At 54.5% G+C, this 10,388-nt stretch carries 11 protein-coding genes and 1 pseudogene; 5 read left to right on the forward strand and 7 right to left on the reverse strand.

Annotated elements, in window-relative coordinates:
* Positions 1–214 precede the first annotated feature (214 nt).
* Genes G533_RS24665 through G533_RS0118520 form a run of 5 tightly spaced genes read right to left on the reverse strand, consistent with a single transcriptional unit; the run spans position 215 to position 3,957 of the window.
* Positions 215–373: a hypothetical protein gene (locus G533_RS24665; protein ID WP_205622664.1), complete on the reverse strand. Its 159-nt coding sequence runs from the start codon at positions 371–373 to the stop codon at positions 215–217.
* Between the two features lie 35 nt (positions 374–408).
* Complete coding sequence (locus tag G533_RS24235; RefSeq protein WP_084639166.1) at positions 409–1,398, reverse strand: glycosyltransferase; 990 nt, start codon at positions 1,396–1,398, stop codon at positions 409–411.
* A complete protein-coding gene (locus tag G533_RS0118510; protein WP_027951215.1) occupies positions 1,395–2,207 on the reverse strand; it encodes a glycosyltransferase family 2 protein in 813 nt (270 codons plus the stop codon). Before G533_RS0118510 ends, G533_RS24235 begins: the two co-directional genes overlap by 4 nt.
* Positions 2,204–2,980 carry a glycosyltransferase family 2 protein gene (locus tag G533_RS0118515; RefSeq protein ID WP_027951216.1) on the reverse strand — a complete coding sequence of 259 codons (777 nt, stop codon included), beginning with the start codon at positions 2,978–2,980 and terminating at the stop codon, positions 2,204–2,206. Before G533_RS0118515 ends, G533_RS0118510 begins: the two co-directional genes overlap by 4 nt.
* Positions 2,981–3,024: 44 nt before the next feature.
* A complete protein-coding gene (locus tag G533_RS0118520; RefSeq protein ID WP_027951217.1) occupies positions 3,025–3,957 on the reverse strand; it encodes a DUF6492 family protein in 933 nt (310 codons plus the stop codon).
* Positions 3,958–4,253: 296 nt separating this feature from the next.
* Between G533_RS0118520 and G533_RS0118525 the strand changes: the two genes are divergently transcribed.
* Entirely contained in the window at positions 4,254–5,507 is a 1,254-nt protein-coding gene (locus tag G533_RS0118525) for an ISL3 family transposase (protein WP_027951218.1), read from the forward strand.
* 127 nt (positions 5,508–5,634) lie between these two features.
* Here the strand turns inward: G533_RS0118525 and G533_RS22860 are convergent, their stop codons facing one another.
* Complete coding sequence (locus tag G533_RS22860) at positions 5,635–6,498, reverse strand: IS5 family transposase (protein ID WP_051230658.1); 864 nt, start codon at positions 6,496–6,498, stop codon at positions 5,635–5,637.
* Between the two features lie 435 nt (positions 6,499–6,933).
* Here G533_RS22860 and G533_RS24670 point away from each other — a divergent pair, with 435 nt between their 5' ends.
* The 4 genes from G533_RS24670 to G533_RS0118550 are packed head-to-tail and all read left to right on the forward strand — an operon-like array spanning position 6,934 to position 9,669.
* On the forward strand, positions 6,934–7,278 hold the full coding sequence (locus tag G533_RS24670; protein ID WP_144079956.1) for a hypothetical protein: 345 nt from the start codon (positions 6,934–6,936) through the stop codon (positions 7,276–7,278).
* Positions 7,279–7,292: 14 nt separating this feature from the next.
* The gene (locus G533_RS0118540; RefSeq protein WP_027951219.1) at positions 7,293–8,651 is read left to right on the forward strand and encodes an IS481 family transposase; all 1,359 of its coding nucleotides are present in this window, start codon (positions 7,293–7,295) and stop codon (positions 8,649–8,651) included.
* Positions 8,651–9,448, forward strand: coding sequence for an ExeA family protein (locus tag G533_RS0118545; RefSeq protein WP_027951220.1), 798 nt, complete (start codon positions 8,651–8,653; stop codon positions 9,446–9,448). The genes G533_RS0118540 and G533_RS0118545 overlap by 1 nt, the downstream gene beginning before the upstream one ends.
* On the forward strand, positions 9,445–9,669 hold the full coding sequence (locus G533_RS0118550; protein ID WP_027951221.1) for a hypothetical protein: 225 nt from the start codon (positions 9,445–9,447) through the stop codon (positions 9,667–9,669). The genes G533_RS0118545 and G533_RS0118550 overlap by 4 nt, the downstream gene beginning before the upstream one ends.
* 234 nt (positions 9,670–9,903) lie before the next feature.
* Here G533_RS0118550 and G533_RS22870 read toward each other — a convergent pair.
* Positions 9,904–10,203: pseudogene (locus G533_RS22870) on the reverse strand (transposase); the annotation flags it as partial.
* Positions 10,204–10,388: the final 185 nt, after the last annotated feature.

The raw sequence follows: 10,388 nt of genomic DNA on the forward strand, positions 1-10,388 counted from the left end.
TAGCAGATAAATCTGGCATCTTTGTTCATAGGTCAGCTGGCTGTATGGTTTGGTCATCACTTAATCTCTTGCCGGAGAAAAAGCGGCAAAGCATACTCTCAGCTGGCCGCCTTTTCTACCTCATCAAGTGATGCACTTCGGATTTGAATCCAAGATGAGAAATCCGGGTTAGGGCGAATTTTAGCGGGGTGGCAGAACGTCGTGGAATGAACGCTTACATGCCGCCTACAGCTTGCGTAGGCACCGGCTGCAACGCCAGCCGCTCACTGAAACGCTTACGGTAGGCCGGGTCTTTACGCGAACGCAGCAGGAAATATAACAGCAATACAGGCGTGAGCAGCAGCAACGCTGTTGAATACAATACTTTAATCATGGGTGTTTACAACACAACAAAGTACGTCAGCCCCATCAATTAGTAACAGGTAATAGCTCATGCCAGCGATGCTCCGCATAAGGCTTCTTGCTATTCAACACACCACCACTAATAACTTTTAGATAGCACTGCTGATAAGCCGCAGCCATCGTCAGGTTATTAAATCGGGTTTTAGCGTAGTGATGACAGGCTTCGCGATCATACTTGCTACTGTCTTGCATCACCGATGCAAGCTCACTGTAACTTGACGACAGAAAGCCAAGCTCTGGCTGGGTGATGATTTCAGGAATTGCACCATACGGCGTTGCAAAAACAGGAGCTCCCAAATATAAAGACTCAATAATGGCAAGACCAAAAGGCTCGTGCCAGCGGACCGGAAATAACAGCCCCCGTGAATTACGCACCAACTTGTGTTTAACTGCGCCCCCCACCATGCCGTTAAAACGTAAATGCCAATCAGGATGGAAATAAAAGCCTCTGCTACTGAGGCTAAATCGGACACCACCTAATATCTGTAACTTGACACCCGCTTGCTTTGACACAGCCACTGCGCCACTGAGGTTTTTTATCGGCCATTTGGCCTTGCCCAGAAAATGGAAATAATTCTGTGGTTTACCTAAATGCGGCTGGCCATATTCGGTCCAGTCCAGACCGTTGTGTATGAAACACTCCGCATTGTGGTTGTTAGCGTGGCGTGCACTTAAAAACACTGTATTTTGGCCATAGCTACGGGCATGTTCTGCATTACCATGCTCAGTACTAATATAAGGCACATCTAACTCACCATCAAAGGGCTGGTGAAAATGCACTATATCGGGCCAGCCGCCTATCTGCTCACGCATAGACTTTGTCGCATCATGCCGAGCAGCATTCTTTGGTAAGTCTGGAGCGTCCCCCCACAACAAACGTACCTCGTGACCAGACGCCTGTTGCGCAGTTAATAAGCCCCAGACAATACGCTCAGTTCCACCGTAATCTCGAGCAGGCAAAGACAATTTACTTTGCAGTACGTGCAGAATTTTCATTTTAATCGTCCTCTCTGCAGAGCATCGGCATGTTGTTTACCGGCAAGCTGTTGGTATTCAAACAATTTTGCCTCTTTTAGAAAAGCATACATAGCTTCAATATGCGCATGCACAAGCCCCCGCTTACCAGACAGAAACATTCTTTGCAGAACATAGGATTTGACAAAGGTAAGAGGGAAAATAAAGCAGAGTTTAATCAGAGATGGTCTTTTACGTTTTTCAAACTTTTCAAGCGCTTTGAGCGAAGAGTACTTATTCTTTTTTTGCATCAGTAACTCTGTGGTTCCGTAACCAAAATGCGTAACCAGCCCCTGCACTTTGACAGTCGATACCCCTTTTGCCAACACCAGATTTTCATGAACTTTTCGATCAAGTGGGTACTGCGCCTGACTTCGCCGGAACACGCGGACTATAGAACGTTTGCCTGAATACGGCGACATGGTCTCGCCCCAAAAAACATCCTCAAAGTACAAGCGCATGGCAATGTCTTCGCTCTGTTCGTACAGTTTCCGAATATGTGTTATCACCTCAGATGAAAGTATTTCGTCGCCATCAACATTAATTACCCAATCATACTGGCACAATGACATGGCAAAGTTTTTTTGCTTAGCAAATCCCAGCCAGTCCTGATGAACTACTTTAGCACCTTTTGCCCTGGCTATTTCCTGAGTGCCATCTGTACTGCCCGAATCAACCAGAATAATTTCGGCAAAGTCCTGCAAAGCATCCAAAACGGATGCTATGTGCGCTGCCTCATTACATGTCACCAGAAAGGCACTTATGGGTAATTTTTCAGCAGACTTTGTCATTGCTGTTTTGCCTTATGCTCAGCCTGTAAAGTAACCAGTGCAGCGTATTTATTAAAACCGTATTGCCCCAAAATAATGGCCATCAAAAAGCCTCTCCACCCGTCTAAAAAACCAAGATGTAACAAATATTGCTGCAAGAAGTCGGTAAAAAAACGTAGCACTGCAAACGCCAGGCTACTCCTTTTTCCTTTGGCATATTTTTCTTCAGCCAGTAAACAGGCATATTTCAGGTGTTTTTCCTGTGCATGATGATAACTGCGCCAACTGTGGTGAATAATGGCAGACTTAAGCGTACGACTTTTCTCATTTGGAATAAGCAGCGTTTCATGCACTTGGCGGTTCTTAAAACTCACACCGGTCTTTAAAAATAATTTACCCTGCGGCGAGGAATAACGACCATGCTTCAGCAACTTACCAAAAAAGTAAGTATGCCAAGGCATTTTAAATAAATTTTCCTGCAAATCTGGTTCAGACAAGACAGCATCAATTTCTGCTTTAAGGGCATCAGTCATGACTTCGTCAGCATCGATGTTTAATACCCAATCATGCTCACACCAGGTTAAAGCGCGATTACGTTGAGGGCCAAAGCCCGGCCAGTCAGTCTGATAAACCTTGTCTGCATACTGTTGTGCTATAGCTACAGTATTATCCTTACTGCCCGAGTCCAATACGATTAGCTGATCTACCCAACCAGAAAGCGATTGCAAACAACGCTCTATCCGATCTTCTTCATTACAGACAATCACAAAACAGGAAATTTTTCTCGTTCTCATGGCTATTTTGTCCAAGTATCACACTACGCTGCTTCATTGACGCCTTAATCGAAAAGCGCCAGTACTCTCGCATCAGGTTGCCGCTGAATAAATGCCGACAACCGCTCAAATACCTGCTTTGGCGGCAAGCGTGTTTTACTGCCCACCACACAGAATAACCCCGGATTGTCGGCTGCGAAGCTATCCGCCACCTGCCACTGCTCATAGGGGTGAGAGTCGTGTATCAACATGAGCTGCGGCACTTTACTGGTGCCTGCAATCACATGAAACTGCTCTAACAGCTGATGCTTTAGCGCACACAGATAATATAGCGAATATTCGGTCCACTTTAGCTGCAGGTAACGGCCCAGCCACCAGTTGCGTGGGTCTGTAGGGTTGTGTAATGAGCACAACCTGTCAGCCCAAGTTAACTGTCTGTTTTTTGGTTTTAAATCCTGCATCAACTGTTGGCTGATGGTTTTTGCCATCAACGCCGGTGTCACTGTCATACCTACTCCTTTCGGGCCGATATTTGCACTGATACCTAACAGCCGGGCAGACGAACGCCACCATTTCGGATGCTGTGCCCTTGGCTCATACTGCAACAACGCCTTGCCCTCGGGTAGTAACAATAATTCTGTTAACGGCTTTAAGCAGACCACATCGGCATCCAATGTCAGATAGAACTTATTAGACACTTTATTTGCAATCGCTATTTTGACCAATTGCTGCTTACGCCAGCCGCGCATCTTAGGGTATTTTTTCAGCTCCGGCAGCAACTCGTCTTCAGAAATGACGATTATATTTAACCCTTGCCAACAGGCATATTCATGTCTGACCAATTCCACTTCATACCCGGGCACGACAACAAACAATTCGCTAATCAACCCCGCCGGCAAAAAAGTGCTGAGCGACGTAAAAAGAATGTGCGCCCGCTTTAAGTCGTTGACATCATAACTGCCACTGGCTTTCAGGGGCAAAACGGCGCTAATCGCCATAAAAACTCCTCTATAATCACACCGGCCCTATCCAGGGATAACTTTGTGTCACAGTGAAAGGCGGCGTAGCCTACCCTAACAGGCTGTTGAAAAATCTGGTTTTCCTGAATGCTACGACTTTTATAACAAGTGCGCCTTAGTAAAATTGGCTCTTCAGGAAAATTTGTGGGTAAAGAATAGCCCGGCGTGACCGGAATACGACTAAAAGCAGGCTGAACAGGAGAGAGTGCATCCTGCCCCCTGACTCTGTAATGATACGAGTGCGACCAAGCACCAGACAGAGGAAGGACGACAGGATGCACCTCAAGACTATCCTTAATCGCGTGCAGAATTTCAAATCTTTTGTGTACGGCCCGGTGCGCTGGGTGGAAGACGCCAGCGAGCCGACGATTGAGGCACAGCTGCGCCCCCGGGCCAACGGTCGGGCAATCTGCTCGGGCTGCGGACGGCGAAGGCCCGGCTACGACACGCTGCCGGTGCGCCGCTTTGAGTTCATCCCGATGTGGGGTATCAAGGTGTTCTTCGTCTACGCCCCGCGCCGGGTGAGCTGCCGGCGCTGTGGTATTCGAGTTGAGCGAATGCCCTGGGCAGCGGGCAAGCATCAGCTGACCGAGACCTATGCCTGGTTCCTGGCGGGCTGGGCGAAGCGGCTGAGCTGGAAGGAGGTGGCCGGGGCGTTTCGGACGACCTGGGACCATGTGTTCAGTTCGGTGGAAAGAGCGGTGGCCTGGGGTCGGGCCCACCAGGACTTGTCGGGGATAGAGGCAATCGGTGTGGATGAGATCGCCTGGCAGCGCGGGCACCACTATTTGACGCTGGTTTACCAGATCGACGCCGACTGCCGCCGGTTGCTGTGGATTGGACAGGAGCGGAAGGCCAAGACCCTGCTGCGGTTCTTCCGCTGGCTGGGTAAGGACCGCAGTAGCGAGCTGCGCTATATTTGCAGCGACATGTGGAAACCGTACCTGAAGGTGATTGCCAAAAAGGCGGGCCACGCGATTCATATTCTGGATCGGTTTCACATCATGGCGAACCTGAGCAAGGCGATTGACCAGGTACGTGCCGAGGAGGCTCGGCAATTGAAGCGAGAGGGCTATGAGCCGGTATTGACCAATAGCCGCTGGTTGCTGCTCAAACGGCCAGAGAATCTGACGGCGAAACAGGAACCCAGGCTGGCGGAGCTTCTGCGCTACAATTTGAAGACAGTCAGGAGCTACCTGTTGAAGGAAGAGTTTCAGCTGTTCTGGTCCTATAAATCGCCCTATTGGGCGGGCCAATTCCTGGACAGATGGTGTACCCGAACGATGCGATCGCAGATCGAGCCCATGAAGAAAATGGCCCGTCAGCTGAGGCGCCACCGACCGCTGCTGCTGAACTGGTTCCGGGCCAAAGGCCAGTTCTCCAGCGGCATTGTTGAGGGTTTCAACAACAAAGCGAAACTGACTACCAGAAAATCCTATGGATTCAGAACCTATCATGCTGCTGAAACCGCCTTATACCATGCACTTGGGGCGCTACCGGCACCGAAAACCGCCCACGAATTTTTCTGACGAGGCGTAAAATTTATCTTGGTATTTCTCGATGCTTCAGCACCAATAATCTTTCTGCAGCAAGTCTTGTTCAAAATTTGATCAAAACACTCGTAAATGTCAGCTATCAAAGCCCTTAATTGCCCTTTCAGACAATCAACACCTTCAATCGGGTCAAATTATAGGCAGCCGCCGTAAAGCGGAAGATCCAAGAGACCTTGGCTCGCCCAACATGACGAAGTTTTCTCATCAGCCCTATATCTTTCATCCAGCCGAAGCACTCTTCAATTCGCTTGCGTTTGACTTGGCTGATTTTATAGCCCTCGGTGCCCGTCGTTCGTTTATCAATGCAGCTACGCAAGGACTTGGCAGCTACGTGTGGGGTAATGCCCAAGCCACGACTACCCTCAACAAATTCCAGGGTGTCGTAGCCTTTATCGGAACCTACGGTTCTTCCGGGACGTGTTCCCTGTTTTGCCAACATCGTGGTACCCGCATCCCACTCTTTACTTGTGCCAGCTTCAGTGACTTCAGCCTCTACGATCAGTCCGTTTCGATTTTCCGTCAGGATGTGCCCCATGTGACACAGCTTTGACTCTTTCCCTTTGCCCTTGCGAAACAGCTTTGAGTCCGGATCTGTGCTTGATTGATGGGTCTCGTTGCTCCGCTTCTGGCCATGAAAGTTTTGACCATCACTGTCGTCGTCACCACCGTCATCTTTCGGCTTAAAAGATTTGACCGAGGCGCAGGCCTCCAGCAAGGTGCCATCCACGCTGAAATGATCTTTCGACATAAGCTGACGGGCGCTCGCTTGCCTCTTGATGGCATCGAAGAACAGCTCGTCGATCTCACTGGCAAGAAGGCGATCCCGGTTCTTTGAGAACACCGAGTGATTCCATACCTTGTTGTTGTCTCGCTTAATAATCCGTAAACCGCGGTGGGTTTCATTCCGGATTGTGTCGTTCCGGACGTGTTGGGAAACCGGCAGAATCCGGGATATCCCAAGCTGCATCGTCCCTCGGCTGGGTAATGCCGATGGCTTGGCGAGTCGCGCCAGAAGAGGCAAACTGAGGGCCGCCTAAGAACAAGAAGGAGAAGATGGCCCGCCGCGGAACCACCCGCGCGGGCCGTGGCTGGTGTGCAAGTGCGTTTGGCGACGCCAACCACCAGCGAGGTCTATGTTGCCGGTAAACTGTGGCGGTTCGCAACCCTGACGCGTTGCCCGTGGCATGCTGAGGGCGGATGCGGATTCTCACGCCATGGGACCTACGAACGGGTCCGTCCAGTCGGCACCCTGATCGCTCGCTGGTACTGCCCCCGGGCCCGGCGCACCGTCAGTGCCTTGCCGGACTGCCTGGCGTCGCATTATTCGGGGACGTTGGCCGAGCTTGAGGCCACGGTGCTGGCCGTCGAACAGGCACCCTCACGCGCAGCGGCCGCTGGGCAGTTGCGAACGGAGATCGAACTGCCCGGCGCCTTGCGCTACCTGGACAGGCTCTGTCAGTCGATCCACCGCACCCTGGCCGCAATCCGCGGGCTCGAGCCGGCGCACTTCACCGCGGTGGCGCCGACGCTGCAGGCGTTTGCCGCGGCACTCGGTAGCGATACCGTCCTGATGTGTTTGCGCGGGATGGTCGCCCGCTACCTGCCGCTCCTGCCCACGCCGTTCGGCTTTGATCCGCGCCGGCGCTGTCGGGACACTGCCGTGCCGCGCTTCCAACACCAGGCGGGGCCTGACCCGCCCATCGCCATTCTGGAGACTGTCCCGGCAGGCCGATTCACGGCCGCTTGAGATGGAGAGCTCCGATGACCCAAGATGCCCACGACCTCAGCGAGCGGGTGGCCCTGTTCCGCCACCGCTTGATCGCTCAACTATTGCCTGATGATCTCACCGCACGACAGCGTCAGCACACGATCGAGCGCATCGTCGCAACCGATCACCAGATCCCCGGTTCGCAGCGTACCCGCGTGGCCGAATCCACCTTGCGTGACTGGCTGCGCGACTACCGCGTCGGCGGCTTCGATGCCCTCAAGCCGAAGCGACGCATCGATGCCGGCCATCCGCGGGCCTTGCCTGCGACCTTGGTCGAGCGCTTGCTGCAGATCAAGGAGGCGGAGCCAGATCGCTCGATCCGGCGGATCATTGACAAGGTCCGCGAGGAAGGCCTCCTGCCTGCCGCCCAATCGCTGCCCATCTCCACGGTACACCGACTGTTCAAGCAGCAGGGCTTGATGAGCCGTAACGGTGAGGCCGCGCCCGGTGAGGACCGGCGCCGCTTCGCCTTCGCCCGTGCCGGCCAGCTGTGGATGAGTGACGTCATGCACGGGCCCGCCGTCCCGGGCGAGGATCGGCGCAAGCGCAAAACCTACCTGATCGCCTTCATCGACGACGCCACCCGCGTCATACCCCACGCCGCCTTCGCCTTTGCCGAGAATACCCGCGCCTTCCTGCCAGTCTTCAAGCAGGCGCTGATCCGTCGCGGCCTGCCGCAACGCCTGTTCGTCGACAACGGCGCCAACTACCGCTCGCACCAGTTTGCACTGATCTGCGCCAAGCTGGGTGTGGCGCTGATTCACGCCCGGCCCCACCAGCCACAGGCCAAGGGCAAGATTGAACGCTTCTTCAGAACTTGCCGCGCACAACTGATCGCTGACCTCACTGACCACGATACCGCCAGCCTCTGCGCGTTGAACCGGCGTCTGGCCGTGTGGATTGAGGGCGAGTACCACCAGCAGCCGCATCGCGGACTGGAGCAGCAGACCCCGCTGGAGCGCTGGGCGCAAACCGCCGAGGGGATGCGTTACCCGGAGCCCGGAATGGACCTCGATGATCTGTTCCTGTTCGAGGATCACCGCAAGGTCCAGAATGATCGCACGGTCTCCCTGCACGGGCAGGTCTACGAAGTCGATGCCAGCCTGATCGGCCAGCGGGTGACCCTGCGCTATGACCCCAGCCAACCCGACGCGCCGGTGCAGGTCGTGCACAACGGTCAGTGTATCGAGCAGGCGCGCCGGGTCGACCTCTATGCCAACTGCTTCGTCAAGCGCCATCGCCGCAGCGGAGCCCTCGACCCCGATCGTCCGTCCGAGCCGGCACCTTCGGGCCTGATGATGGCCGCCCTCGAGTCCGATGACAACGACGCCCCAGCGGGAGGGGCACACTGATGTATCTCAAGCACTTTGCGCTCACCCAGTTCCCGTTCGACCACACCCTGGCGGCCACCGTGCTGTTCGCCGCCAGCGCACAGGCCGAGGCCGAGATCCGCCTCAAGCACCTGCTGGAGCTGCGCGGTATCGGCTTGCTGACCGGCGAACCCGGCAGCGGCAAGACCACCCTGTGTCGGCGCCTGACCGACGCCTTGCACCCGGGCCTGTACCGCGCCATCTATGTTCCGCTGACGACCGGCAACGTCATGGACATTTACAAGTCCATCGCCTGGGAGTTCGGTCTGCCCACCGAGCGCAACCGCGCCAGCGCCTTCCGCCAGATCCGTACCGAGGTCTCCCGCCTGTTGCTCGAAGGCAAGCAGCGCCCAGTGCTGATCATCGACGAGGCGCACCACCTGCGCAATGACGTGCTGGAAGAACTACGCCTGCTAACGAACTACGAGATGGACTCGGAAAACCGCCTGTGTCTGCTGCTGGTCGGCCTGACCGAGCTGCGCCGCCGCCTGCAGATGGCCGTGCACGAATCACTTGAGCAACGCATCGTCGTCCGCTACCACCTCGGTGGCCTTGGGCGCAGCGAATTGCCCGAGTATCTGGCCCACCGTCTGCGCCTGGCCAGCTGCGAACTGCCGCTGTTCGAACCCGCTGCAGTCGAAGCGATCTTCCAGGCGACGCAGGCGCTACCGCGCAAGGTCAACCGCCTGGCTCACTACGCGCTGACCGCTGCGGCGATTAACCAGGCGAGGAGCGTCACGGCGGAACATGTGCAGGCCGCATTGACGGAGGCCGGATGATGACAACACCGTTGTTGCCGATCATGGCGACCTGGTCGCCTGAGCAGAAGCTCGCCGTGTACGACCTGTGCCGGTCGATCAGCGAGATCCTCTGGCAACAGGATCGTGACTCACTGCTGGAGGCGATGATCCGCGACGATCATGAGCGTGGGTTCGATCACCACCTCGACGTCGACGACCCCAATCTCGAACTACCGTTCGAGGACAACCCGCCGTTCTGACGGCTTGCCGTATCCCGGCGAACCCTCCCTCAACATTCACCGGTCTGATCGACCGGCGAGTGTTGCCGCGCTTGGACCCACTCGCGTGTACCACCACCCGCAATGAGGTTTATCCCGACCCCGATCCCCGGCACGGCTGCGGCTGCGGCTGCGGAATAATCAGGGAAGTATTGTATTGCCCGGCCCGAATTTACTTGGGAAAGGCGTCACGGATTATTGAGCGAGACAACACTTGTCATCCATAGACAACCCAACAAACCAGCGGAACATCAGATCGTAGTCCAGGCGTTCCATCAGTTGACGCTCTGACCGGATCGTAAAGAATATCTGAAGAAGTAGTGCCCGAATCAACTGCTCTGGGGGGATCGACGGACGGCCAACAGCCGAATACATCTCAGAAAACGCAGGTTCAAGCTCGATCAACGCCTGATCGACTATTCCGCGCACCTTTCTGATGGGGTGCGACGTAGGAATTCGACTCTCGAGGTCAACATAGCTGAAAAGTGCCGCTTGAGTTTTGGATTGTCCCCGCATCGTCATTGCCCTTTGTAAACGGATGCGCTATTCACTCATAAATCGGGTTTTTCAACAGCCTGCTAAGCGCAATCCGGTGTAAAAAATTCTGCCTCGTCAGAAAAATTTGTGGGCGGCTTTCGGTACCGGTAGCGCCCCAAGCGCATGATATAAGGCGGTTTCAGCAGCATGATAGGTTCTGAATC

Source organism: Haliea salexigens DSM 19537, assembly GCF_000423125.1.
Taxonomy (GTDB): domain Bacteria; phylum Pseudomonadota; class Gammaproteobacteria; order Pseudomonadales; family Halieaceae; genus Haliea; species Haliea salexigens.

Excerpts from the sequence above, each read along its gene's own strand:
- G533_RS0118525 (WP_027951218.1), top strand. The coding sequence starts at position 4,254 with ATGCACCTCAAGACTATCCTTAATCGCGTGCAGAATTTCAAATCTTTT.
- G533_RS24235 (WP_084639166.1), bottom strand. The coding sequence starts at position 1,398 with ATGAAAATTCTGCACGTACTGCAAAGTAAATTGTCTTTGCCTGCTCGA.
- G533_RS0118540 (WP_027951219.1), top strand. The coding sequence starts at position 7,293 with ATGACCCAAGATGCCCACGACCTCAGCGAGCGGGTGGCCCTGTTCCGC.
- G533_RS0118520 (WP_027951217.1), bottom strand. The coding sequence starts at position 3,957 with ATGGCGATTAGCGCCGTTTTGCCCCTGAAAGCCAGTGGCAGTTATGAT.
- G533_RS0118515 (WP_027951216.1), bottom strand. The coding sequence starts at position 2,980 with ATGAGAACGAGAAAAATTTCCTGTTTTGTGATTGTCTGTAATGAAGAA.
- G533_RS0118545 (WP_027951220.1), top strand. The coding sequence starts at position 8,651 with ATGTATCTCAAGCACTTTGCGCTCACCCAGTTCCCGTTCGACCACACC.
- G533_RS22860 (WP_051230658.1), bottom strand. The coding sequence starts at position 6,498 with ATGCAGCTTGGGATATCCCGGATTCTGCCGGTTTCCCAACACGTCCGG.
- G533_RS0118510 (WP_027951215.1), bottom strand. The coding sequence starts at position 2,207 with ATGACAAAGTCTGCTGAAAAATTACCCATAAGTGCCTTTCTGGTGACA.
- G533_RS24665 (WP_205622664.1), bottom strand. The coding sequence starts at position 373 with ATGATTAAAGTATTGTATTCAACAGCGTTGCTGCTGCTCACGCCTGTA.
- G533_RS0118550 (WP_027951221.1), top strand. The coding sequence starts at position 9,445 with ATGATGACAACACCGTTGTTGCCGATCATGGCGACCTGGTCGCCTGAG.